Annotated in this window: 17 protein-coding genes; 7 read left to right on the top strand and 10 right to left on the bottom strand. The window is 71.2% G+C overall.

Annotated elements, in window-relative coordinates; genetic code table 11:
• Nucleotide 1: 1 nt before the first annotated feature.
• The 8 genes from C1703_RS05685 to C1703_RS05650 all read right to left on the bottom strand — a co-directional run bounded on the left by C1703_RS05685 (nt 2) and on the right by C1703_RS05650 (nt 11,055).
• Nucleotides 2-1,552 (bottom strand): GMC family oxidoreductase N-terminal domain-containing protein, encoded by a 1,551-nt coding sequence (locus tag C1703_RS05685; RefSeq protein WP_114250856.1) that lies wholly within the window; start codon nt 1,550-1,552, stop codon nt 2-4.
• 17 nt (nt 1,553-1,569) lie between these two features.
• A complete protein-coding gene (locus tag C1703_RS05680) occupies nt 1,570-3,132 on the bottom strand; it encodes an amino acid permease (RefSeq protein WP_114250855.1) in 1,563 nt (520 codons plus the stop codon).
• Nucleotides 3,133-3,172: 40 nt separating this feature from the next.
• Entirely contained in the window at nt 3,173-4,639 is a 1,467-nt protein-coding gene (locus C1703_RS05675) for an aldehyde dehydrogenase family protein (RefSeq protein WP_114250854.1), read from the bottom strand.
• Nucleotides 4,620-5,762, bottom strand: coding sequence for an aromatic ring-hydroxylating dioxygenase subunit alpha (locus tag C1703_RS05670; protein WP_114250853.1), 1,143 nt, complete (start codon nt 5,760-5,762; stop codon nt 4,620-4,622). The genes C1703_RS05675 and C1703_RS05670 overlap by 20 nt, the downstream gene beginning before the upstream one ends.
• Before the next feature lie 14 nt (nt 5,763-5,776).
• Nucleotides 5,777-8,227, bottom strand: a complete 2,451-nt coding sequence (locus C1703_RS05665; RefSeq protein WP_114250852.1) for an FAD-dependent oxidoreductase — start codon at nt 8,225-8,227, stop codon at nt 5,777-5,779.
• 69 nt (nt 8,228-8,296) lie between these two features.
• Entirely contained in the window at nt 8,297-8,914 is a 618-nt protein-coding gene (locus tag C1703_RS05660; protein WP_114250851.1) for an MBL fold metallo-hydrolase, read from the bottom strand.
• Nucleotides 8,911-9,996 (bottom strand): S-(hydroxymethyl)mycothiol dehydrogenase, encoded by a 1,086-nt coding sequence (locus C1703_RS05655; protein ID WP_114250850.1) that lies wholly within the window; start codon nt 9,994-9,996, stop codon nt 8,911-8,913. Before C1703_RS05655 ends, C1703_RS05660 begins: the two co-directional genes overlap by 4 nt.
• Nucleotides 9,997-10,224: 228 nt before the next feature.
• The gene (locus C1703_RS05650; RefSeq protein ID WP_114250849.1) at nt 10,225-11,055 is read right to left on the bottom strand and encodes an IclR family transcriptional regulator; all 831 of its coding nucleotides are present in this window, start codon (nt 11,053-11,055) and stop codon (nt 10,225-10,227) included.
• Nucleotides 11,056-11,369: 314 nt separating this feature from the next.
• On the opposite strand from C1703_RS05650, the gene C1703_RS05645 reads away from it, so the two are divergent.
• Nucleotides 11,370-11,693 (top strand): bifunctional 3-phenylpropionate/cinnamic acid dioxygenase ferredoxin subunit, encoded by a 324-nt coding sequence (locus C1703_RS05645; RefSeq protein ID WP_114250848.1) that lies wholly within the window; start codon nt 11,370-11,372, stop codon nt 11,691-11,693.
• Between the two features lie 331 nt (nt 11,694-12,024).
• On the top strand, nt 12,025-13,215 hold the full coding sequence (locus C1703_RS05640; RefSeq protein WP_198678097.1) for an FAD-dependent oxidoreductase: 1,191 nt from the start codon (nt 12,025-12,027) through the stop codon (nt 13,213-13,215).
• A gap of 221 nt (nt 13,216-13,436) precedes the next feature.
• Here C1703_RS05640 and C1703_RS05635 read toward each other — a convergent pair whose 3' ends face one another.
• Complete coding sequence (locus tag C1703_RS05635; protein WP_343236393.1) at nt 13,437-14,000, bottom strand: hypothetical protein; 564 nt, start codon at nt 13,998-14,000, stop codon at nt 13,437-13,439.
• A 420-nt stretch (nt 14,001-14,420) separates the two neighbouring features.
• Here C1703_RS05635 and C1703_RS05630 point away from each other — a divergent pair, with 420 nt between their 5' ends.
• The 5 genes from C1703_RS05630 to C1703_RS05610 are packed head-to-tail and all read left to right on the top strand — an operon-like array spanning nt 14,421 to nt 22,607.
• Nucleotides 14,421-17,510 (top strand): nitrate- and nitrite sensing domain-containing protein, encoded by a 3,090-nt coding sequence (locus C1703_RS05630; RefSeq protein WP_114250846.1) that lies wholly within the window; start codon nt 14,421-14,423, stop codon nt 17,508-17,510.
• Nucleotides 17,507-17,941, top strand: coding sequence for a roadblock/LC7 domain-containing protein (locus C1703_RS05625; RefSeq protein WP_114250845.1), 435 nt, complete (start codon nt 17,507-17,509; stop codon nt 17,939-17,941). Before C1703_RS05630 ends, C1703_RS05625 begins: the two co-directional genes overlap by 4 nt.
• 9 nt (nt 17,942-17,950) lie before the next feature.
• Nucleotides 17,951-18,346 carry a DUF742 domain-containing protein gene (locus C1703_RS05620; protein WP_010046285.1) on the top strand — a complete coding sequence of 132 codons (396 nt, stop codon included), beginning with the start codon at nt 17,951-17,953 and terminating at the stop codon, nt 18,344-18,346.
• Nucleotides 18,347-18,370: 24 nt separating this feature from the next.
• The gene (locus tag C1703_RS05615) at nt 18,371-22,021 is read left to right on the top strand and encodes a hydantoinase B/oxoprolinase family protein (protein ID WP_114250844.1); all 3,651 of its coding nucleotides are present in this window, start codon (nt 18,371-18,373) and stop codon (nt 22,019-22,021) included.
• Nucleotides 22,002-22,607, top strand: coding sequence for an ATP/GTP-binding protein (locus C1703_RS05610; protein ID WP_114250843.1), 606 nt, complete (start codon nt 22,002-22,004; stop codon nt 22,605-22,607). Before C1703_RS05615 ends, C1703_RS05610 begins: the two co-directional genes overlap by 20 nt.
• A gap of 85 nt (nt 22,608-22,692) precedes the next feature.
• Here the strand turns inward: C1703_RS05610 and glpK are convergent, their stop codons facing one another.
• On the bottom strand, nt 22,693-24,213 hold the full coding sequence (gene glpK, locus C1703_RS05605) for a glycerol kinase GlpK (RefSeq protein ID WP_114250842.1): 1,521 nt from the start codon (nt 24,211-24,213) through the stop codon (nt 22,693-22,695).
• Nucleotides 24,214-24,221: the final 8 nt, after the last annotated feature.

Raw genomic sequence — 24,221 nt, 5'->3', positions numbered from 1 at the left:
GTCAGGCGTCCTCCCGCAGGAGATCCGCGCACTTCTCGCCGATCATCATCGTGGTGATGCAGGGGTTGACGGTGACGAGATCCGGCATGACCGAACCGTCCGCCACCCGCAACCCCTGGACGCCCTTGACCCGCAACCGGGCGTCCAGGGGAGCGGACGGATCGTCGTCCGCGCCCATCTTCACCGTGCAGGACGGGTGGTACACCGTGTTGTGCGTCTTGTGGATGTAGTCGAGCAACTCGTCGTCCGTCCGCACGTCCGGCCCGGGCGCCAGCTCCGCTCCCGCCCAGCCGCTCAGCGCGGGCTGTTCCGCGATCCGGCGTGCCAGCCTCAGCCCGTACGTCATCACCCGCACATCGTGCTCGTGCGTGAAGTACCGCGGGTCGACCCTCGGTTTGTCCCGGTAGTCCCGGGTCCGCAACCGCACCGTCCCCCGCGACCTGGCCCGCGTCACGTTGGGGGTGAGGCAGAACGCGTTCTCCGAGGTGGGGTAGCCGTGCCGGGCCGTGTTCATGTCGAACGGCACCGACCCGTAGTGGAACATCAGGTCCGGCCGGTCGAGCCCCGGCTCGGTGTCGTAGAAGACGCCCGCCTCCCACCACTGGCTGGACGTGGTGGTCATGGGCTGCCGGGCCTCCCACATGATCACGCCCTCGGGATGGTCCTGGAGGTTCTCGCCGACCCCGGGGGAGTCGACGACGACCTCCACGCCCACCTCGCGCAGGTGCCCGGCCGGCCCGATGCCCGACAGCATCAGCAGCTTCGGCGAGTCGATCGCCCCGCAGGACACGATCACCTCGCGGCGGGCCCGTACCGTCCGGGTGTGGATCAGATCCGGGTCGAGGTACTCGGCACCCACGCAGCGCCGCCCGTCGAGGACCAGCCGCTTGGCGCGGACTCCCGTCCGTACCTCCAGGTTGGGCCGCTTGCCGAGAACCGGGTGCAGATAGGCGACCGAGGACGACTGGCGGATGTTGTTCTCGTCGGCGTTGATCTGGAACCAGTTGGCGCCCCGGACCACCGTCCGGCCCGTGTTGAAGGCGACCGTGGGGATGCCCGCCTGCGCGCACGCCTCCAGCAGGGCCGTGCCGCACGGGTCGTCGCTCTTCAGCGTGCGCAGCTTGACCGGGCCGGTGCGGCCGTGGTGGTCGCCGGGCGCGTCGTTGTTCTCCAGCCGCCGGTACAGCGGGAACAGGTCGGCCGCGCTCCAGCCCGCGCAGCCCGCGGCCGCCCAGTCGTCGAGATCCTCGGCCGGCGCCCAGAAGGCGATGCAGGAGTTGTGGGAGGAACAGCCGCCGAGCACCTTCGCCCGGGCGTGCCGCATGAAGCTGTTGCCGCTGGCCTGGGGCTCGACCGGGTAGTCCCAGTCGTAGCCGGACTCCAGCAGGCCCATCCAGCGCTCCAGCCGCAGGACGTCGTCGTCGCCGACGTCGCTCGGGCCGGCCTCCAGGACGCACACCGTGACCGCGGGGTCCTCGGAGAGCCGGGCCGCCACCACGTTGCCCGCGGTGCCGCCGCCGACCACGACGTAGTCGAACTCATGCGTGCTCATGGGTCCTCCTTCGGTCCTCAGTCGGCCGCCGGGGCGGTGACGGGAGGGGTGGCCGCGGCATCGGCGCGGTGCTCGGCGAGCACGCCGGTGCGGTGCCGCTGGACGAACCAGTAGTAGGCGAAGCCGCCGCCCGCGATGACCGCGACGAACAGCACCGCGCCCCAGCGCAGGTACCAGTGGTAGGGCTCCGTGGCGTTGTAGACGGCGGCCCGCGGCCAGATCAGGTTGAGCGTCATGGCCCCGCCCCACAGCACGGCCAGGATGTTGACCGGCAGGCCCCAGCGGCCCAGCGAGAACCGGCCCCCGTCCGCGGGCTGCCACTTCCCCCGCAGCCGGGCGGCCAGCAGCGGCACCGTGACGCCCAGATAGGCGAGGTAGATCATGATGATGCCGATGCTGGTCACGACGGTGAAGATCTGCGGCTGGCGGATGTTGACCACCAGGATCGCCAGCGCGAGGATCCCGATGATCACGGTGGGCAGGACCGGTGTCTGGAACCGCGGGTGGCACTTGGCCAGCTTCGAGGACGCTGGCAGGTTGTTGTCGCGGGCCATCGCGAACGCCAGCCGGACCGCCGCGGTGTGCACCGCCAGGGCGCACACCGTCACCGCGATCAGCACGCACCACAGCATCGCCTTGCCGGCCGTCGGGCCGAGCACGTCGAGCACGATGTACTGCAGACCGTCCGTGGACAGCTTCTCGCCGTTCAGACTGGACACGCTCATCAACGCGAGCAACAGGATCAACCCGCCGAGGATGAACGACGCGACGATCGCCCGGATGATCGCGCGCGGCGCGTTCCGGGTCGGGTCCAGGGACTCCTCGCCCAGCGAGGCGGCGGTGTCGAAGCCGTACATGACGTACGCCGAGGCCAGCGAGGCCACCAGGAAGGCGCCCAGGTAGCCGTTTCCGTACCCCGCGCCGGTGCCGTGCGTCTCCATGACGACCTGGGGGCCCCGCGTGATGTGGACGGCGAACAGGACGATCAGTACGACAGTGGCGATCAACTCGATGAACACGCCCGCCGTGTTGATCCGCGCCATCAACTTGACGCCGAAGGCGTTCACCAGGGTGGTGAACAGGATCAACACCGCGGCCAGGATGACCGCGTTGGTCGCCACGTCGTACGTACCGGTGCCGTCCCCCACGAACTGGAAGAACGACGAGATCTGCGGCAGCGTCAACTGGTAGGCCAGCGCCACGGCCGATATGGACACGATCGAGGCGATCAACATCATCCAGCCGGCGAGCCAGCCCAGATGCGGATTGCCTATCTTCTTCGACCAGTTGTAGACGGATCCGGCCACGGGATAGCGGGCGGCCAGCTCCGCGAAGCAGAGGGCGACCATGAACTGGCCCACGAAGACCATCGGCCACGACCACCAGTAGGCGGGGCCGCCGCTGGCGTAGCCGAAGTAGAACAGCTGGAAGGTGCCGGTCAGGATCGAGATGTAGCTGATCCCGGCGGCGAAGGTGTGGAAGTTGCCGAGGGTCCGTTTCAGTTCGGGTCTGTAGCCGAACTCGGTGAGTTCGGCGTCGTCCTGGCCGTGTGGGTCCGTGGACTGCGCGGGAGCTGTCATGGGCGGTTCCTCGATGCGTGTTCCGACAGGTCGGTTTCGGTCAGCCGAACCAACCCTGGGGGGTGGGACGGGTGTTGCGCCAGATGTGCTTCGTCTCGCGGTACTCGGCGAGCCCCGTGGGTCCCAGTTCGCGCCCGGAGCCGGACTGCTTGAAACCGCCCCACTCCGCCTGCGGGACGTAGGGGTGGTAGTCGTTGATCCAGACCGTGCCGAGCCGCAGCCCGGCCGCCACCCGCGCCGCGCGCGCCTCGTCGCTCGTCCACACGGCGCCGGCGAGGCCGTAGACCGTGTCGTTGGCGAGGCGTACGGCCTCGTCCTCGCTCGTGAACCGCTCGACGGTGAGGACCGGACCGAACGACTCCTCCCGGACCACCGACATGTCCGCGGTGCACGCGTCCAGGACGGTGGGCAGGTAGTAGAAACCGTCGGCCAGGTCCGGCCGGTCCGGGCGCGCCCCGCCGCAGCGCAGCACCGCGCCTTCCGCGAGGCCCTGCGCCACGTAGGCCTCGACCTTGGCGCGGTGCGCCTCCGAGATGAGCGGCCCGGTCCGGGCCCGCTCGTCGAACGGCCCGCCCAGCCGGATTCCCCGCGCCCGCCGGACGACCTCGTCGACGAACCGGTCGTGCAGCGCGTCCTCGACGAGCAGCCGCGCACCTGCCGAGCACACCTGCCCGGAGTGCAGGAACACGGCCGTCAGCGCCATGTCGACGGCCGCCTCGAAACCGGCGTCCGCGAAGACGATGTTCGGGTTCTTGCCGCCGAGTTCGAGGGCCACCTTCTTCACCGTCCCGGCGGCGGCCGCCATCAGCCGGCGGCCGGTCTCCAGGCCGCCGGTGAACGAGACGAGGTCCACGTCCGGATGGTCGGCGAGCGGAGCGCCCGCCTCCGGACCGGCGCCGAGGACCAGGTTGCCGGCGCCCGGCGGAAGCCCCGCCTCCGCCAGCAACCGCACGAGGTGGATCGCGGTGTGCGGGGTCAGCTCGCTCGGTTTCAGCACGAAGGTGTTGCCGGCGGCGAGGGCCGGGGCGACCTTCCAGGCCGTCTGCAGGAGCGGGTAGTTCCAGGGCGTGATGAGACCGCACACGCCGACCGGCTCGTGCACCACCCTGCTGTCGACGTCCTGCCTGCCGGTGTCCACGACCCGGCCGGTCTCGCTCGCCACGAGCCGCCCGAAGTAGCGGAAGCAGTTCGCGACGTCGTCGATGTCGTACGCGCTCTCCAGGAGCCGCTTGCCCGTGTCCAGGGACTCGGCGCGGGCGAGGGCCTCCTTGTCGCGTTGGAGCAGGTCCGCGACGCGCAGCAGCAGATCGCCGCGTTCAAAGGCCGGGGTCCGGGGCCAGGGCCCCGCGTCGAAGGCCCGGCGGGCCGCGGCGATGGCGTCCGCCGTGTCCTTGCCGCCCGCCTCGTCCACGACCCCGACCAGGGATCCGTCGGCCGGGCAGCGGATCTCCCGGGTGCGCCGGCCGACCGCCCCCCGCCACTCGCCGTCAATGAACAGGTCCGGCATGCGCGCCTCCCAGCCGCCCGACGAGCCATTCGTGGAAGATCCCGATGTGGTGCTCGTTGGGGACCAGCACACCGCCCTTGCGGTACGCCCGGGAGGACATCGCCGGCTGCGTCCGTTCACAGGCCTCGAAATCCTGGACGTTCACCCTGTGAAAGAGCTCCACCGACCGCGACACGTCCGCCCCCGACGCCACTACCTCCGGGGCGTACAGCCAGTCGCACTCGACGACCGTGCGGTCCTCGGCGAGCGGGAACATGCGGTGCAGGATGACGTGGTCCGGGACGAGGTTGACGAACACCGTCGGCTTGACCGTGATGGCGTAGTAGCGGCGGTCCTGGTCGGCGCTCACCTCGGGGAGCTTGCCGAAGCCCTCGCTGCCGTCGACCGTGAAGCCCTTGACGTCGGCGCCGAACTCGGCGCCGTGGCCCACGTAGTACTGGGCCGCGTAGCCGTCGGCGAACTCCGGGAGCACCTCGGTCAGTTCGGGGTGGATCGTCGCGCAGTGGTAGCACTCCATGAAGTTCTCGACGATCAGCTTCCAGTTCGCCTTCACGTCATAGGTGATGCGTTTGCCGAGCGCGAGGTTCTCCGTGCCGTAGTGCTCGATCGCGGCGACGTCACTGAGGCGCTCGACGGCGGCGTGCACGACCGTGTCCTCGAAGGAGGGCGGTTCGTCCGCCAGGCACACCCAGGCGTAGCCGAGCCACTCGCGCAGAGAGACATTGATCAACCCGTACGCGACCCGATCGACGTCGGGCATCTTGATCAAGTTGGGTGCGGCGATCAACTTGCCGTCGAGGTCGTACGTCCAGGCGTGGTACGGACACTGGAGCGTGCGGCGTGTCTCGCCCGACTCCTCCAGGCAGAGCCGGGCCCCGCGGTGGCGGCAGACGTTGAGGAAAGCGCGGAGTCCGCCCTGGCGGTTGCGGGTGATGATGACGTTCTCGCGGCCGACCTGGACGGTGCGGAAGGCACCCGGCCGGTCCAGGTCGGAGCTGCGGACCGCGCAGAACCACAGCGACTCGAAGACGCGCTCCTGCTCCTGCCGGAAGACGTCCGGGTCGGTGTAGTAGTGGCCGGGGAGGGTGGCGATCAGGCTCGGAGTGATCGGGGTCGTCGTCACGAGGGAAACGCCTCCTACCGGCGAATACGGGTCATCTTCGGGTCGAACAGCGGCTCGTCGGCGACGGTGGCCGGGACCTTCTCGCCGAAGTACTCGATGTGCACGCCCGTGCCGGTGGCGAGCCCGGCGGGCAGCCAGGCGTAGGCGACGCAGCGGCCGAGCGTGTAGCCGTACGACGCGCTGGTGACGTAGCCGGCGGGGGCGCCGTCGACGTACACCGGCTCCTTGCCGAGGACGACGGCGGCGGGGTCGTCGAGGAGCAGGGGCGTGAGGCGGCGCGTGGGCTCCGGGCGGTCCCGCAGGGCGGCCCGCCCGACGAAGTCCTCCTTGTCCATCCGCACGGCGAAGCCGACGCCCGCCTCGAACGGGTCGTGTTCGTCGGTCATGTCGACGCCCCAGGCGCGGTAGCCCTTCTCCAGGCGCAGGGAGTTGAACGCCGAGCGGCCGGCCGCGATCACCCCGAGCCCCCGGCCGGCCTCCCACAGCGTGTCCCAGAGCCGGAGCCCCAGGTCGGCGGTGGTGTACAGCTCCCAGCCCAGCTCACCGACGTAGCTCAGCCGCAGGGCGGTCACCGGAACGTGCCCGATGTACGTCTCTTTCGCGCGGAAGTAGCCGAAGGCCTCGTGCGAGAAGTCGTCGGGGCTGAGCGGCTGGACGAGATCGCGCGCGAGCGGGCCCCAGACACCGACGCAGCAGGTGCCGGAGGTGATGTCCCGGATGTGGACGTCGGCGGGCGCGTGGCGCAGCAGCCGGTCGAGGTCGGCGGGGGAGTTGGCACCGACCTGGAAGCGGTCGGGGGCGAGGCGGGCCACGGTCAGGTCCGAACGGATGCCGCCCGACTCGTCGAGAAGCAGCGTGTAGGTGACCGCTCCCGGCTTCTTGCGGAGGTTGTTGCTGGTCATGCGGTCGAGGAAGCCGAGGGCGCCGGGGCCGGTCACCTCCAGGCGGCGCAGGGGCGTCATGTCGTACAGGGCCACCTTCTCGCGGGTCGCCTTCGCCTCGGCCGCCGCGACGGGTGACCAGTGGCGGGCCGCCCAGGCGTCCCGCTCGGGGAGGGGCCCGAGAGCGTCCACGAGAGGGGCGTTCGCCTCGTACCAGTGCGGGCGCTCCCAACCGCCGCCCTCCAGGAAGTACGCCCCGAGCCGCTGCTGCCGGGCGTGGAAGGGGCTGACCCGGAGCGGACGCGGCTGCTCCATCGGCTGGAGCGGATGGATGACGTCGTACACCTCGATGAACTGCCGCGCCCCGCGCTCAAGGACGTACGAGGGCGAACGCTGCGCCTCCTCGAAGCGTGTGAGGTCGCATTCGTGCAGGTCGAGCGAGGGCCGCCCGTCCACCATCCACTCGGCGACGGCCTTGGCGACACCGGCGGAGTGCGTGACCCAGACGGCCTCGGCCAGCCAGAACCCGCGCAGCGTCCGCGACTCGCCGAGGACCGGCATGCCGTCCGGGGTGAAGGAGAAGACGCCATTGAAGCCCGACTCGATCTCGCAGTCGCGCAGGGCGGGCATCAGGCGTCGGCAGTCCGCCCAGCTGGGGGCCCAGTCCTCCTCGGTGAAGGGGTAGGAGGACGGCATGTCCATGTTCCGGGAGCGGGCCTCGTCGTACGGGAGGACCGCGAACGGGTCGACGGGCAGGGGACGGTGGGCGTAGGAGCCGATGCCGATGCGGTCGGTGTGCTCACGGAAGTACAGGTCGCGGTCCTGGAAGCGGAGGATCGGCTTCGAAGCCTCCGCGGTGGCACCGCTCAGCTCGGGAAGCGGCCCGGTCCTGGCGTACTGGTGGGCGAGCGGTTGCAGCGGTACGTCGACTCCGGCCATGCGGCCGATGACCGGGCCCCAGAAACCGGCCGCCGAGACGACGTGGTCGGCCGGGAAAGTTCCCCGGTCGGTCACGACGGCGGTGACCCGGCCGTCGTCCCGTTCGATGCCGGTGACCGTGTGCCGGTCCAGGAAGCGGGCGCCCCGCGCGGTGGCCCGGGCCAGCTGCGCCCGGGCGGCGAGCAGCGCGCGGGCGAGGCCGTCGTCCGGGGTGTGGAAGCCGCCGAGGACGATCGACTCGTCGATGAGGGGCCACAGTTCCTTGCAGCGTGCGGCGCTGACGACTTCGCCGCGCACGCCCCAGGAGGCGGCGTAGCCGGCCCTGCGGTGCAGTTCGGCGAGGCGCTCGGGGGTGGTGGCCAGCTCCAGGCCGCCGACTCGCTGGAAGCAGGAGACGCCGTCGACGTCGAGGGAGCCGAACTTCTCGACCGTGTAGCGGGCGAGGGCGGTGAGGGTCTTCGACGGGCTGGTCTGGAAGACGAGGCCGGGCGCGTGCGAGGTGGAGCCGCCGGGCGCGGGCAGGGGCCCCTGTTCGAGGACGGTGACGTCGGTCCAGCCGCGGGCCGTCAGCTCGTCGGCGAGGGAACAGCCGACGATGCCGGCGCCGACGATGACCACGCGGGGGATTTCGGGTGTGCTGGACATGCCCCTCCTTGCCGGGACGGGATGAACGCGCTGGGGCTGGGTGCTTGTCGGGAGGCAGCTTTGTGGGGCTCAGGGCGCCGGCACGTTCCGGCGCTCCGCCGCGATCGTGGTGTCCGGGCCGTGCCCGGTGTGGACGGTGGTGGCGCCGGGCAGGGTCAGCAGCCGGTTGCGCAGCGACGCCTCGATCGTCGGACGGTCCGAGTAGGAGCGGCCGGTGGCGCCCGGGCCGCCGTGGAACAGCGTGTCGCCGGTGAGGACGGCGTCGAGGAAGGGGGCGTGGAGGGAGCAACTGCCCCAGGTGTGGCCGGGGGTGTGGATGACCCGGAGTTCGATCCCGGCGACCGCGAGGACCTGGCCGTCGACGAGGTCACCGTCGGGCTTGCGGTGGGGGTGCGTGCGGGACCACAGCTCGCGGTCGTCGGGGTGCAGCAGGACCGGCGCGCCGGTCAGGGCCGACAAGTCGGGCGCCGCGTCGATGTGGTCGTCGTGGGCGTGCGTGCACACGATCGCGGTGACCCGGCGGCCCGCGACGGCCTCGTGGATCGCACGGGCGTCGTGCGCGGCGTCGACGACCAGCACCTCCTCGTCGTCACCGACGAGCCAGACGTTGTTGTCGACGTCGAACGTCTCGCCGTCGAGGCTGAACGTGCCCGAGGTGGCGACGCGCCGGACCCGCACGGCGCTCACAGGACGACCACCGAGCGCAGCACCTCACCCCGGTGCATCTTCGCGAACGCCGCTTCCACCTCGTCCAGGGCGATCGTCTCGCTGACGAACGCGTTCAGGTCCAGCAGCCCGTACAGGTACTGGTCGATCAGGAAGGGGAAGTCGCGGCTCGGCAGGCAGTCGCCGTACCAGGACGACTTGATCGCTCCGCCCCGCGAGAACACGTCGATCAGCGGCAGTTCGAGCTTCATCTCGGGTGAGGGCACGCCGACCTGGACCAGCAGACCCGCGTGGTCGCGCATGTAGAAGGCCTGCCGGAAGGTCTCGGGGCGGCCTACGGCGTCGATGGCGATGTCGACCCCGAAGCCGCCGGTGAGCTCCCGTACCGCCTCGACGGGGTCCGTGCCCCGCGAGTTGACGGTGTGCGTCGCGCCGAACTTCTCCGCCTGGTCGAGCTTCCTGTCGTCGATGTCCACGGCGATGACCTTCATGGCGCCGTTGAGACAGGCACCCGCGATCGCCGCGTTGCCGACTCCGCCGCAGCCGATGACGGCGACCGAGTCGCCCCGGCCGACGTTGCCGGTGTTGACGGCGGCGCCGTAGCCGGCCATCACGCCACAGCCGATGAGGCCCGCCGCCTCCGGCCGGGCGGCCGGGTCGATCTTCACCGCCTGCCCCGCCGCCACGAGGGTCTTCTCGGCGAAGGCGCCGATCCCGAGGGCGTTGGTGAGCGGTGTTCCGTCCAGCAGGGTCATCGGCTGGGCGGCGTTGCGGGAGTCGAAGCAGTACCAGGGGCGGCCACGGCGACAGGAACGGCAGCTGCCGCACGGGGCACGCCAGGCGAGCACCACGTAGTCGCCGGGTTTCAGGTCGGTGACACCCTCACCGACCGCCTCGATCGTGCCGGCCGCCTCATGGCCCAGCAGGAACGGGAAGTCGTCGTTGATCGCGCCCTCCCGGTAGTGCAGATCCGTGTGGCAGACCCCGCAGGCCTGCACGGTGACGAGGACCTCTCCCGGCCCGGGGTCGGGAACCACGATCGTCCGCACCTCGACGGGTGCGCCCTTCTCGACAGCGACTACGGCTCGGACCTCATGTGGCACGACCTAGCTCCTCTGCTGTTGCGCAATGCACGATGGGTTGCGCGATGGGGAACATAGTGGGAACGCCATCGAGGGGTCGTCAAGAGGTGCGGGTCATGGTTCGCGTCAACCCTTGGAAAACAGAACGGGACGGGCGAAACCCGCCGGACACACAACAGCGCGGGACCAGGCGTTTCGCCTGGTCCCGCGCTGTGCGCCCTACGCTCTCGGCGCTCTGCCCGCGCTACGTCAGAAGCCGTAGCCCATACGGCGGGACAGCTCGGCCGCCGCCGCCTCGGTGCGCTTCGCCACCTCCGGCAGCCGTTCCGGACTCAGCCGGTACACCGGTCCCGAGACGCTGAGAGAGGCGATGACCTTGCCGTCGTGCGCGCGGACGGGCGACGCCGCTGCCGCCAGCCCGATCTCCAGCTCCTCGACCGTGATCGCGTACCCCTGCCGCACCACGGTGTCCAACTCGCCGCGCAGCATGGACGCGACCGTGACCGTGCGCTCCGTGAAGCGGTGCAGCGGGCGCGCCAGCAGGCCCTCCCGCAGGGTGGGCGGCATATGGGCGAGCAGCACCTTGCCGCTGGACGTGGCGTGCAGCGGGGTGCGGCGGCCGAGCCAGTTCTGCGCGGTGACGGAGGCGGTGCCTCTGGCCTGCATGATGTTGACCGCCGCGTCGTCGTCCAGGACCGCGATGTTGACTGTCTCGCCCAGCTCGTCGGCGAGTTCCCGGCACACCGGGACACCCTCCTGGGACACGTCCAGCCGCACTGCCGCCGCCCCCGCGAGGCGTAGTACGCCGGCGCCCAGGTAGTACTTGCCGCGGTCCTTCGCCTGGGCCACCAGGCCGCGGTTCTCCAGCACGCCGAGCAGCCGGAACGCCGTGGACTTGTGCACGTCCAGCTCGTCCGCGATCTCGGTGACGCCCGCCTCGCCGTGCCGGGCGAGGATCTCCAGGACGCTCACGGCCCGGTCCACCGACTGGACCGCACTCGCCGCGCCTCTGCCGCCCTGCTTCGCCGTGCTCTCCGTTCGGTTCTCGTCGCGGTCGGACCGCTTCTCCGTGCCGGTCATGGCTGAACTCTCACCACCTGTCGGCCCTGTTTGGGCCGCATCTGCGGGAAACCCTTGACGCGACGGTCGTCCCGCCCGGATTCTGTTGCGCATAGCGCTTGCTCATGCGCCATGTGAAACATCATGTTACCGAAGCGTCCGAATCTCGGAAGGGGCCGAACTCCCGGTGGGAGACCCGTCCCGATCGCGGGACCGGACCCATGCGCACCACCACCTTTCCGTGCCCGGACCCGCCCCGGTCCGGCACTCCCTGAACTGCCTACAGTCTGGCCGAACGGCTCCGGGCCATGCGCCCCGGACCGAGAGGGGGGCCCGTGATTCCCGTCTGCCGCCTCGAAGACCTCCCCAAGGGCGAGTCCATCCGCCTCGAGACGACACCGCCCGTCGCCGTGTTCCACACCGACGACGGCGAACTCCACGCCATCGACGACACCTGCACCCACCAGGACGCCTCCCTCTCGGAGGGCTGGCTGGAGGGCTGCCTGGTCGAATGCCCGCTGCACGCCGCCTCCTTCGACCTGCGCACGGGCCTGCCGACGTGCCTCCCGGCCCGCCGCCCCGTCCGCACCCACCGCGTCACCGTCGACGGCGGCGTCATCCACGTCCACCTCGCGGCGGAGGAGGGGACGGCGGCGTGACGGGACAGGACCGGGGGGCGGCTGGGGGCGCGAACGGCCTTGGCGCCGGGGGTGCCTGCGGGCGGCGTGCCGAGAACCGCTCAGCGGGGTCGCCGGACGGCGCGACGGGGCACCGCTGCCTTGCCGTCACTCCGGACGGCGAGCGGTGGCGTCGCCGCCCTGGCGTCAGGCTGGACGCTCCTGGAGTGCTGACTGCGACTGGCATGGCCGGCAGTGGTCCGGGCCCCGGAAGGGGGCGCCGCCGCCCTGGCGCCACGCCGGACGCCCCTGGAGTGCAGACGAGGACCGGCGCGGCCGGCACTGGTCCAGGCGCCGGAAGGAGGTACGCCGCATGCGAACCGTGACCATCGTCGGCGCCTCGCTCTCCGGCGTGTACGCCGCCCGGGAACTGCGCGCCCAGGGCTACGACGGGCGACTGGTGATCGTCGGCGACGAACCCCACCACCCCTACGACCGGCCTCCGCTCTCCAAGGACTTCCTCACCGGCCGCGCCGACGAGACACAACTCGCCCTCACCGACGCCGAGGAGACCGCCGAACTCGCCGCCGAGTGGCTCCTCGGCGTCCGTGCCCGGGCCCTCGACGCCCGCGGCCGCTGCGTCCTGCTGGACGACGGCCGTACCGTGTCCACCGACGGCGTCGTCATCGCCACGGGTGCCTCGGCCCGCCGTCTCCCCGGCGACAGCCTCGCCGGAGTCCACACGCTCCGCACCCTCGACGACGCCCTCGCCCTGCGCGAGGAACTCAGCCGTGGCCCGCGCCGCGTCGTCGTCATCGGCGGCGGCTTCATCGGCGCCGAGACCGCCTCGTCCTGCTCCTCCCTCGGTCACTCCGTCACCGTCGTCGAGGCCGCCCGGCTCCCGCTCGTGCCCCAACTCGGCGCCGACATGGCGGCCGTGTGCGCCGCACTGCACCGCCGCGGCGGTGTGGACCTCGTCACCGGCACCGGTGTGACCGGCCTGCGGGGCACCGCCACCGTCACCGGCGTGGACCTCACCGACGGCCGCACCCTCCCCGCCGATACCGTGATCGTCGGAATCGGTGCCGTCCCCAACACGACCTGGCTGGTCGGATCCGCCCTGGCCGTGCGGGACGGCGTCCTGTGCGACGACGGGTGTGTGACGACCCTGCCTCAGGTGGTCGCCGTCGGTGACGTCGCCTGCGTCGGCGGCCACCGCGCCGAGCACTGGACGTCAGCCACCCAGCAGCCCCGCGTCGCCGTGACGAACCTGCTCGCCGGACACACCGTCAGGACCGCCGACGCGGTGCCCTACTTCTGGTCCGACCAGTACGGCGCACGCATCCAGTTCGCCGGCCGGCGCCGGGACGGCGACACCGTCCGCATCGCCGAGGGCGAGCTTTCCGACGGCGCACCGGCCGAGGGCGGCTTCCTCGCCCGCTACGAGCGCGACGGCCGCACGACCGCCGTGCTCGCCGTGGACCGCCCGCGCCCCTTCATGCGGGCCAGACGCGAACTCGCCAGGGACGCCGGGGAGGAGCGGGTCCGGTCCGTCGCCCCGTGAGTGGGGACCGGCTCCGGGGTCCGCTGAGCCTCGGTCGCGGCCCGGGGCTTCGCCAGGCCCTTCGGCCGCAATCTCTGCGCGAGTGGCGCACCTTCTATACGAGGACCGCGCCCGCCGCACCTGCCTCAGGAACACCACCTTCCGCATGAGTACCGCACCTGCCGTACGAGTGCCGACTTCCCTACGAGCACCGCGCCTGCCGTACAAGCGCCGAACTGCCCTTACGAGTGGGACAACTGCCCGGCCCCACCCTGCCGGCGTATCCGCTCCTGGGCGCGTTCCGCCGAACGTGCCTGACGCCGGGCCCGACGCCGCTCGCGGCGCAGGGCCCGTGCCGTGCTGCTCGGCATGGACACCACTCCGTTGCGCTGATTCCAGACCTGACGCGTCACCCACACGTCGAGCGCCCCCCACGTGGTCACGATCGTGCTGACCACACTGCTGATCACCATGGGGAACGCCAGCCAGGACCCGGCCATCGTGCACAGGAAGGCCACCATCGCCTGAATCAGCGTCACGGCGATGAGCAGGACCGCCCGCACAGCCGCCGTGCGCACCGGATCCGGCAACCGGCGTCGCCGCGCCGGCTCCTCGACCCACAAGGGCCGGTAGTGCTGCTGCTCGCGTATGCCTCGGCCCACCTCGGGTGCCAGGACGTCCGCCTCGCGAGCCCTTGTCTCTGCCTCGGCAGCCGAAAGGTCGTGACCGGTCGCCTCGGGATCCCGATGCCCTGTCACCTGCGCCCCGCCAGCCCTGGGCGCCCCGCGCCGCTCCGCCGTGCCCATCAACGTGTCACTCCCCACCGCCAGCAGACCGCTCGCCCGCATCCGAAGACCCGTGCTCCCCAGTGGCTGCCCGGCTTGCGCTGTTTTACGCCGCCCGGGTTCGGGATGCGGCTCCTGTGGCCGATTCCGCCCCCATTTCCCGTAGTGAAGGACGAACGACCCGCCACGAAGATTCCCGGAAACCGAAAAATTTCAGCCAACCGCCCTGGCCGACCACGGAGATTGGCCCGTACGCTCACCATCGGTTTCGGGGAGACAACTCCTGCAATGCCCGGACAACTCCCCACACCTCGTGGCTGGCGCGGAAGTTCAGCCTCCGGACCGGTCTTCGAGTTCCCTGTGCGTCGGTAGTAGGCTCGCGCCGTTTGTTGACGCACATGTGTACCCCCGGTAGGCCGGGGGCCCGAGCTGGGGGAGGCCATGCGCTTTCGCGGGAAGTCCATCCGCCGGAAGATCGTGGCGCTGCTTCTCGTGCCGCTGGTGTCCCTGACCGCGATCTGGGCCTTCGCCACCGTGCTCACGGGACGCGAGGCGAGCGACCTGTTCAACGTGTCGTCCGTGGTGGAGAAGATCGGCTACCCCGTCGAGGACACCGTCCGCGTCCTCCAGGAGGAACGCCGCCAGACCCTCGTCTACCTCGCCGACCCCCGTGCCTCCGACGGGCTCGCCGCGCTGCGGCGCAGCCGGACCGCCACCGACGAGGCCATCGGCAGCATCCGCGAGAACGCCGAGAACCCGGACGTCCGCGACGCGATGGGCCAGGACACCGACGAGCGGCTCACCGCGGTCCTGGACGCCTTCGAGGGCATCGAGTCGCTCCGCCGCAGTGTCGAGGACGGCACCGTCAACCGCTCCCAGGCTCTCGACCTCTACAACCGTCTGGTCGACCCGTGCTACGCCCTGCTGGCCAACCTGCACGTGGTCGACAACGTGGAGCTGGACAAGCAGTACCGCGCGCTGGTCAACCTCGCCCGCGCCCGTGAACTCCTCTCCCGCGAGGACGCGCTCCTCGGCTCCGCCCTGATCGTCGGCAGGATCTCCCACGCCGAAGAGCGCGAGATCTCCGACCTCGTGGCCCAGCGCACCCTGATGTACGACGTCAACCTGCAGCTGCTGCCCGTCGCCGAGCGCGACCGCTACGAGAGCTTCTGGAAGAACGCCTCCTCCGCACCGCTGCGCGTGGCCGAGGAAGCGGCCCTCGACTCCGGAGCCGGAACACCCCGCGGCGTCACCGCGAAGAGCTGGGACAGCGCCGCCGGCAACGTCCTCGGCGAACTCGGCACCCTCAACGACCAGGCCAACGACCGCTACCAGGACCGCGTCCACCCGGTGGCCATCGGCGTCATCGCCAAGGCGGTCATCGCCGGCGCACTCGGCCTGATCGCGCTGCTGCTCTCCCTCTTCCTGTCCGTACGCGTCGGCCGCACCCTCATCCGCGACCTGCGAAAGCTGCGACTGGAGGCCCACGAGGCGTCCGGAGTACGGCTGCCCAGCGTGATGCGCCGCCTGTCCGCGGGCGAGCAGGTCGACGTCGAGACCGAGGTCCCGCGCCTGGAGTACGACAAGAACGAGATGGGCGAGGTCGGCCAGGCCCTCAACACCCTCCAGCGCGCCGCCGTCGAAGCCGCCGTCAAACAGGCCGAACTGCGCGCCGGTGTCTCCGAGGTCTTCGTGAACCTCGCGCGCCGCAGCCAGGTCCTGCTCCACAAGCAGCTCACCCTGCTCGACGCCATGGAGCGCAGGACCGAGGACACCGAGGAACTCGCCGACCTGTTCCGCCTCGACCACCTGACCACCCGCATGCGCCGGCACGCCGAGGGCCTGGTGATCCTCTCCGGCGCCGCTCCCTCCCGCCAGTGGCGCAAGCCCGTCCAGCTCATGGACGTCGTGCGCGCCGCCGTCGCCGAGGTCGAGGACTACGAGCGCATCGAGGTCCGCCGGCTTCCGCGTATCGCTGTCACCGGCCCGGCCGTAGCCGACCTCACCCACCTCGTGGCCGAACTCCTGGAGAACGCCACCGTCTTCTCCCCGCCGCACACCGCCGTCCAGGTCCTGGGCGAGCGGGTCGCCAACGGCTTCACGCTCGAGATCCACGACCGCGGCCTCGGCATGGCCGCCGAAGCGCTCCTGGACGCCAACCTCCGGCTCGCGGAGACGCCGGAGTTCGAACTGTCCGACACCGACCGGCTCGGCCTGTTCGTGGTCAGCCGTCTCGCCCAGCGACAGAACGTCCGGGTCTCCCTGCAGCCCTCCCCGTACGGCGGCACGACCGCCGTCGTCTTCATCCCCGACGCGCTGCTGACGGACGACGTCCCGGACACCAACGGCTTGGGCTTCCGGCTCGACCGACCCCAGCTCGCCAAGGAGAGCGAGCCCAAGGACAACCGCCGCGCCGCGCTGTCCCAGGCGCCCGCACGGCCCGGCCTGCCGGCCTCTCTCCTGGACGGACCGGTCGAGCTCGAGGCCCCCGTCGATCTCGACGCCATCGACGACTTCCCCGGCGCCATCGAGGACGAGAACAGCGAACACGGCGGCCTCTTCCGCCCCCGCCACTCCCTCACCCGCGCCCCGAACGAGACGGCCGGCCGCCGCACCGACCCGCGCCAGCAGACCGCCGACTCCCGCAGCGCACGGGACCGCACGGACACGGAGGGCGAGCTGAGCGCCCCGGTCCCGCTGTCCCGCCGCCACACCCCCAAGCTGGTCAGCTCGCACGGGCGTCCCGTCACCGAGCAGCGCCCCCGGCGGAGCCAGACCGAGGAGGAGACCGCGGGCACCGGCCGAGCGGACTCGGGGGCCACACCCTCGCTCCCGTCCCGCCGCCGGGGCGAGGAGTCCGCGAGCGGTCGAGACACCGGACGGACCGGGCCGGAGACCGCGCTTCCGGTCCGCCGTCGCACAGAGGGCTCGCCGTCCGGCAGCGAGTCGCAGCCGGACGCACCGCCGCCCCTGCCGGCCCGTCGCCGGGGGACGGATTCCGCTCGCCGGGGCATCGGCGCGGCCGGCCGGAACGAGGAACCCACCGAATCCCCTGCCTCGTCCGGCAGCGGCTTCGGTGACCGGTCGGAGCCGTCCTCCCTTCCCCGGCGGACACGCCGCGCGGAGATCGCCTCGAGCGGCCCGGACGCGCCCGACCGCCTCTCCGGCACCCCGGCGGAGACGCCCGGCGCGCGCATGCGTCCCAGGACCGGCTCCGGAGCCGCGCCCCGGGAGACCGGCGCGGCAGGACGGGGAGACGACCCCCGCTCCGCACCCCAGACACCTCGCTCCGGCACCGCGCCGCTGCCCCGGCGCGTCCGGCAGGCCAACCTGGCCCCGCAGCTGAAACGGGGCCCCGAGCCCCGTACGGAGGCCAGGGCCGAGCCCGCCGAACGCGACGCCGAGGAAGTACGCAGCCGCATGGCCTCGCTCCAGCGCGGCTGGCAGCGCGGCCGCGAGGAGAACGCCGCGGGCGATGCCGCCCACAGCGGCGCAGCACGACAAGGAACGACAGAGGGGGACGGTCGATGACCGCACCGAAGGCGACCGGCCACACCGCGAACAGCAAGGGGGAGCTGAACTGGCTCCTCGATGATCTCGTGGACCGCGTCGCGAGCATCCGCAAGGCCCTCGTGCTCTCCGGCGACGGGTTGCCGACAGGGTTCTCCAAGGACCTGACCAGGGAGGACAGCGAGCACCTCGCCGCCGTCGCCTCCGGGTTCCACAGCCTCGCCAAGGGCGTGGGACGCCACTTCGAGGCCGGCAACGTCCGCCAGACGGTCGTCGAGCTCGACGACGCCTTCCTGTTCGTGACGGCCGCCGGCGACGGCAGCTGCCTCGCCGTCCTCTCGGACGCCGACTCGGACGTCGGCCAGGTCGCCTACGAGATGACACTCCTCGTGAAGCGGGTGGGTGTGCATCTGGGCGCCGCTCCGCGCACCGATCTGCCCGCAGGCGGGTAGTGGGATGACATGAGCGCTGACGGTCAGGGAAGAAGCCACTGGTTCGACGACGAGGCCGGACCGGTCGTCCGTCCGTACGCCATGACGCGCGGCCGCACCAGCAGCCAGGGCCAGCACCGCCTGGACCTGATCGCGGTCGTCGTCACGGAACCGCACGCGGACGACCCGGAGGCCGACCACATGCTCTCCCCGGAGCACGTGGACATCGTCGAACTGTGCCGTGACGTCCCGCAGTCGGTCGCCGAACTCGCAGCGGAACTCGATCTGCCGATCGGGGTGGTACGGGTCCTTGTCGGAGATCTCGTGGACGCGGAATTCGTCCATGTGAACCGGCCCGTGCCCCCGGCCGAACTGCCGGACGAGAGTATTCTGCGCGACGTGATCAACGGCCTCCGGGCGCTGTGAGCAGCGCGGAAGCGAGGTACTGACGTGACTGGCTGGCAGTTCTGGGTCGACCGGGGCGGCACCTTCACCGACGTCGTCGCGCGTCGCCCGGACGGCCGGCTGCTCACGCACAAGCTCCTGTCGGACAATCCGGCACGCTACGCCGACGCCGCGGTCGAGGGCGTCCGCGCCCTGCTGTCCGGCTCCGACGACCCCGTCGAGACCGTACGCATGGGGACCACGGTCGCCACCAACGCCCTCCTGGAGCGCAAGGGCGAACGCACCCTCCTGGCCATCACCCGCGGCTTCCGCGACGCCCTGCGCATCGCCTACCAGGACCGCCCGAGCATCTTCGCCCGCCGCATCGACCTGCCCGAGCTGCTGTACGAACGGGTCGTCGAGGTCGACGAGCGCGTCGACCCCGACGGCACCGTCCTGCTCGCGCCCGACCTGGACGCCCTCGCTCGGCCCCTCCAGGAGGCGTACGACAACGGCATCCGGGCCGTCGCCGTGGTCTGCGTGCACAGCCACCTCCACCCCGCCCACGAACAGGCTGTCGGGGAACTCGCCGCCCGCATCGGCTTCCCGCAGATCTCGCTCTCCAGCGAGGCCAGCCCCCTGATGAAGCTCGTCCCCCGCGGGGACACCGCCGTCGTCGACGCCTACCTCTCGCCCGTACTGCGCCGCTACGTCCGGCAGGTCGCCGACGAACTCGAAGGCGTACGGCTGATGTTCATGCAGTCCAACGGCGGCCTCACCGAGGCCGGGCAGTTCCGCGGGAAGGACGCCATCCTCTCCGGCCCGGCCGGCGGCATCGTCGGCATGGCCCGGATGTCGCAGCTCGCCGGCTTCGACCGCGTCATCGGCTTCGACATGGGCGGCACCTCCACCGACGTCTCCCACTTCGCGGGCGAGTACGAACGGGTCTTCACCAGCCGGATCGCCGGCGTCCGGCTGCGCGCCCCCATGCTGGACATCCACACCGTCGCGGCCGGCGGCGGCTCCGTCCTGCACTTCGACGGCTCCCGCTACCGCGTAGGGCCGGACTCGGCGGGCGCGGACCCGGGACCCGCCTGCTACCGCGGCGGCGGTCCGCTCGCCGTCACCGACGCCAACGTCATGCTCGGCCGGATCCAGCCCGCCCACTTCCCGAACGTGTTCGGCCCGAACGGCGACGAGCCCCTCGACGAGGCACTCGTCCGGGACCGCTTCACCGATCTCGCGCGCGAGATCGGCGAGCGGACCGGCGACGACCGCACCCCCGAGCAGGTCGCCGAGGGCTATCTGCGGATCGCCGTCGCCAACATCGCGTCCGCCGTGAAGCGGATCTCCGTCCAGAAGGGCCACGACGTCACCCGCTACGCCCTCACCACGTTCGGCGGCGCCGGCGGCCAGCACGCCTGCATGGTCGCCGACTCCCTCGGCATCCGCACCGTCCTCGTGCCGCCCATGGCCGGTGTCCTCTCCGCGCTCGGCATCGGCCTCGCCGACACCACCGCCATGCGCGAACAGTCCGTCGAGGCCCCCCTGGACCCCGCCTCCATGCCCGGCGTCCGCAAGACCGCCGAAGACCTCGAAGCCGCGGCGCGCGCCGAACTCCTCGCCGAGGACGTCCCCGAGGAGCGCATCCAGGTCACTCGTCGCGCGGAGCTCCGCTACGACGGCACCGACACCACCCTCACCGTCGAACTGACCGAGCCCGACACGATGCGGCGAGCTTTCGAGGACCGTCATCGCGCCACGTACTCCTTCACGCTCGACCGCCCGATCGTCGTCGAAGCCCTCTCCGTCGAAGCCACCGGCATCACAGAACCCCCCGATCTCTCCGCTCTCGCTCCCCACGGAGCCACCCCGGACGGCAGCCCCGCGCCGCCGCGGACCGTCCGCCTCCACACCGGCGGTTCCTGGCGCGACGTACCCCTCCACCGCCGTGAGGACCTTCCCCCCGGCGACCCCGTCACCGGCCCGGCGATCATCACCGAAGCCGGCGCGACAACCGTCGTCGACGACGGCTGGCGGGCCGCGGCGACCGACGACGGGCATCTGCTCATGGAACGCGCCGCGGTTACGCAGAGTTCCGATCTCGACACGAAAGTCGACCCGGTTCTGCTCGAGGTCTTCAACAACCTCTTCATGTCCATCGCCGAGCAGATGGGCGCCCGCCTCGAGTCCACCGCCCAGTCCGTCAACATCAAAGAGCGCCTGGACTTCTCCTGCGCCCTCTTCGACCCGGACGGAAACCTGGTGGCCAACGCCCCCCACATCCCCGTCCACCTGGGCTCGATGGGAACCAGCGTCAAAGAGGTCATCCGCCGGCGGGGCCCCCGCATGCGCCCGGGCGACACGTACGCCGTCAACGACCCGTACCACGGCGGCACCCACCTGCCCGACGTCACAGTGATCACCCCGGTCTTCGACAGTCCCGCGCCGGACAACACGGAGAGTGACCCGGAGATCCTCTTCTACGCCGCCTCACGCGGCCACCACGCCGAGATCGGCGGCATCGCCCCCGGCTCCATGCCCGCGAACAGCCGCACCATCGAGGAGGAAGGCGTCCTCTTCGACAACTGGCTGCTCGCCGAGAACGGCCGCTTCCGCGAGGAAGAGACCCTCCGCCTCCTCACCGAGGCCCCGTACCCCTCCCGCAACCCGAAGACCAACCTCGCCGACTTCCGCGCCCAGATCGCCGCCAACCAGAAGGGCGTCGACGAGGTCGGCCGCATGATCGAGGAGTTCGGCCTCGACGTCGTCCAGGCCTATATGCGGCACGTCCAGGACAACGCCGAAGAGGCCGTGCGCCGCGTCATCGACGCCCTCGACGACGGCGAGTACGCCTACGAGACCGACTCGGGCGCCGTCATCCGCGTGACCGTACGCGTGGACCGCGAGAACCGAGCCGCCACCATCGACTTCACCGGCACGTCCGCGCAGCTGCCCACCAACTTCAACGCGCCCTTCTCGGTCGTCAACGCGGCGGTCCTGTACGTCTTCCGCACCCTCGTCGCCGACGACATCCCCCTCAACGACGGCTGCCTGCGCCCCCTGAGCATCGTCGTACCGCCCGGCTCCCTGCTCGCGCCCGAGCCGCCGGCCGCCGTCGTCGCGGGCAACGTGGAGACCTCGCAGGCCATCACCGGTGCCCTCTACGCCGCCCTCGGCGTCCAGGCCGAGGGCTCCGGGACCATGAACAACGTCACCTTCGGCAACGCGCGCCACCAGTACTACGAGACGGTCGCCTCCGGCTCCGGAGCGGGCGACGGCTTCCCCGGCGCACCCGTCGTCCAGACCCACATGACCAACTCACGCCTCACCGACCCCGAGGTCCTGGAGGGGCGACTGCCCGTGCGCCTCGAGGAGTTCGCGGTCCGGCGCGGCAGCGGCGGCGCCGGACGGTGGCGTGGCGGGGACGGTGCCGTGCGCCGCATCCGCTTCCTGGAGCCCATGACCGTCTCCACGCTCTCGCAGCACCGTCGCGTCCCCCCGTACGGTATGGCGGGCGGCGAGCCGGGCGCTCTCGGCGCCAACCGGGTGGAACACGCCGACGGCACGGTGACCGACCTCGGCGGCAGTGGCTCCGCGGACGTCATTCCCGGCGACGTACTCGTCATCGAAACCCCCGGCGGCGGAGGCTACGGCCCGCCGTCGCCCGACCCCCATCAAGCAGGAGAAGAGATCGATGATCTTCGGGCGTTCTGAGCGCGGCAAGCCTCCGGTCGAGCCCGTCACGCTCAAGATCCTTGTGGCCGGCGGCTTCGGCGTGGGCAAGACCACGCTCGTCGGCGCGGTCAGCGAGATCAGGCCGCTGCGCACCGAGGAACTGCTCACCGAGGCCGGGCGCCCGGTCGACGACATCAGCGGCGTGGAAGGCAAGCACACCACGACCGTGGCCATGGACTTCGGCCGCATCACCCTGCGCGAGGACCTGGTGCTGTACCTCTTCGGCACGCCCGGACAGGAGCGGTTCTGGTTCATGTGGGACGAACTCTCCGAGGGCGCGCTCGGTGCCGTCGTGCTGGCCGACACCCGGCGCCTGGAGGACTGCTTCGCAGCCGTCGACTACTTCGAGCGGCGCGCCATACCGTTCCTCGTCGGCGTCAACTGCTTCGAGGGCGCCCCGATCTACCCGGTCGAGGACGTCCGCCAGGCCCTCGACCTCGACGACGGCGTACCGCTCATGATGTGCGACGCCCGCGACCGCGAGTCCGTCAAGGAAGCGCTCATCGGCGTCGTCCAGCACGCCATGGCCTACGCGGCGGACCGCCGCCACACGGTGACCTCCTGACCGGAACCGACCGGCGGGCACGGCCCGTACCCCCGCCGACAGGGGTACGGGCCGCAGTCGTGAACGGCCCTCCACGCGCGCGTGGCTAGCTGTCGCCGTCCTCCTCCCAGCCGAAGCTCCGCTCCACGGCCTTGCGCCAGTTGTGGTACTCGCGGTCCCGTACCGACGCCTCCATGGACGGCGTCCACTCGACGTCCTTCTGCCAGTGCGCCTTGAGCTCGTCCAGGTCGTTCCACACACCGGTGGCCAGACCGGCCGCGTACGCGGCGCCCAGACAGGTCGTCTCGGAGACCTTGGGCCGCACCACCGGCACGTCGAGCACGTCCGACTGGTGCTGCATGAGCAGGTTGTTCTTCGTCATGCCGCCGTCGACCTTCAGGGTGGTGATGTGCACCCCGGAGTCCTGGTACATGGCGTCCACGACCTCGCGCGTCTGCCAGCTCGTCGCCTCCAGCACGGCGCGCGCGAGGTGCGCCTTCGTGACGTACCGGGTGAGGCCGGTGACCACGCCACGCGCGTCGGAGCGCCAGTACGGCGCGAACAGGCCCGAGAACGCGGGCACGATGTACGCGCCGCCGTTGTCCTCCACGCTCGCCGCCAGGGGCTCGATCTCGTCGGCGGTGCGGATGATGCCGAGCTGGTCGCGGAACCACTGGACCAGCGCGCCCGTTATGGCTATCGACCCCTCCAGGCAGTAGATCGGCGCCTCACTGCCGATCTTGTACCCCATGGTCGTCAGCAGGCCGCTCTTCGACGGCACCGGGCGGTTGCCCGTGTTGAGCAGCAGGAAGCTTCCCGTGCCGTACGTGTTCTTCGCCGTGCCCACGTCGTAGCAGGCCTGCCCGAACACGGCCGCCTGCTGGTCGCCCAGCGCCGAGGCCACGGGGACGCCGGCGAGCTGGCCGACGGCGGTGCCGTACACCTCGGCGGAGGATTTGATCTCGGGGAGCATGGCCTCGGGGATGTTCATCGCCGAGAGGATCGAGGAGTCCCACTGGAGGGTCTCCAGGTTCATCAGCATGGTCCGGCCGGCGTTGGTGACGTCGGTGACGTGCTGCCCGCCGTCCGTGCCGCCGGTGAGGTTCCAGATCAGCCACGAGTCCATGGTGCCGAAGGCGATCTCACCGCGTTCGGCGCGCGCCCGCAGGTCGGGCACATTGTCGAGCAGCCAGGCCGCCTTGGGCCCGGAGAAGTAGGTGGCCAGCGGCAGCCCCGTCTGCTCGCGGAAACGGTCCTGCCCGTCCGATCCGCCCAGCTGGTTGCAGAGCGCCGCCGTCCGCGTGTCCTGCCAGACGATGGCGTTGTGCACCGGCTTGCCCGTCGCGCGGTCCCACAGGAGGGTCGTCTCCCGCTGGTTGGTGATCCCCATCGCGCTCAGCTGGTCGGCGCGCAGCCCGGCCTTGGCGATCGCCCCGGCGACCACCGCCTGGGTCTTGGACCAGATCTCGGTGGCGTCGTGCTCCACCCAGCCGGGCTTGGGAAAGATCTGGCGGTGCTCGCGCTGGTCGACGGCGACGATCGCGCCGTGCTGGTTGAAGACGATGCAGCGGCTCGACGTGGTGCCCTGGTCGATCGCTGCGACGTACTTCTCGGCGTTGTCCGTCATGACTACCC

It is taken from the genome of Streptomyces sp. Go-475 (assembly GCF_003330845.1).
Lineage (GTDB): Bacteria > Actinomycetota > Actinomycetes > Streptomycetales > Streptomycetaceae > Streptomyces.
This window is presented reverse-complemented; position numbering and strand designations above follow the sequence as displayed.

Excerpts from the sequence above, each read along its gene's own strand:
- C1703_RS05630 (WP_114250846.1), top strand. The coding sequence starts at position 14,421 with ATGCGCTTTCGCGGGAAGTCCATCCGCCGGAAGATCGTGGCGCTGCTT.
- C1703_RS05625 (WP_114250845.1), top strand. The coding sequence starts at position 17,507 with ATGACCGCACCGAAGGCGACCGGCCACACCGCGAACAGCAAGGGGGAG.
- C1703_RS05635 (WP_343236393.1), bottom strand. The coding sequence starts at position 14,000 with ATGGGCACGGCGGAGCGGCGCGGGGCGCCCAGGGCTGGCGGGGCGCAG.
- C1703_RS05620 (WP_010046285.1), top strand. The coding sequence starts at position 17,951 with ATGAGCGCTGACGGTCAGGGAAGAAGCCACTGGTTCGACGACGAGGCC.
- C1703_RS05675 (WP_114250854.1), bottom strand. The coding sequence starts at position 4,639 with ATGCCGGACCTGTTCATTGACGGCGAGTGGCGGGGGGCGGTCGGCCGG.
- C1703_RS05680 (WP_114250855.1), bottom strand. The coding sequence starts at position 3,132 with ATGACAGCTCCCGCGCAGTCCACGGACCCACACGGCCAGGACGACGCC.
- C1703_RS05650 (WP_114250849.1), bottom strand. The coding sequence starts at position 11,055 with ATGACCGGCACGGAGAAGCGGTCCGACCGCGACGAGAACCGAACGGAG.
- C1703_RS05685 (WP_114250856.1), bottom strand. The coding sequence starts at position 1,552 with ATGAGCACGCATGAGTTCGACTACGTCGTGGTCGGCGGCGGCACCGCG.
- C1703_RS05665 (WP_114250852.1), bottom strand. The coding sequence starts at position 8,227 with ATGTCCAGCACACCCGAAATCCCCCGCGTGGTCATCGTCGGCGCCGGC.
- glpK (WP_114250842.1), bottom strand. The coding sequence starts at position 24,213 with ATGACGGACAACGCCGAGAAGTACGTCGCAGCGATCGACCAGGGCACC.
- C1703_RS05610 (WP_114250843.1), top strand. The coding sequence starts at position 22,002 with ATGATCTTCGGGCGTTCTGAGCGCGGCAAGCCTCCGGTCGAGCCCGTC.
- C1703_RS05640 (WP_198678097.1), top strand. The coding sequence starts at position 12,025 with ATGCGAACCGTGACCATCGTCGGCGCCTCGCTCTCCGGCGTGTACGCC.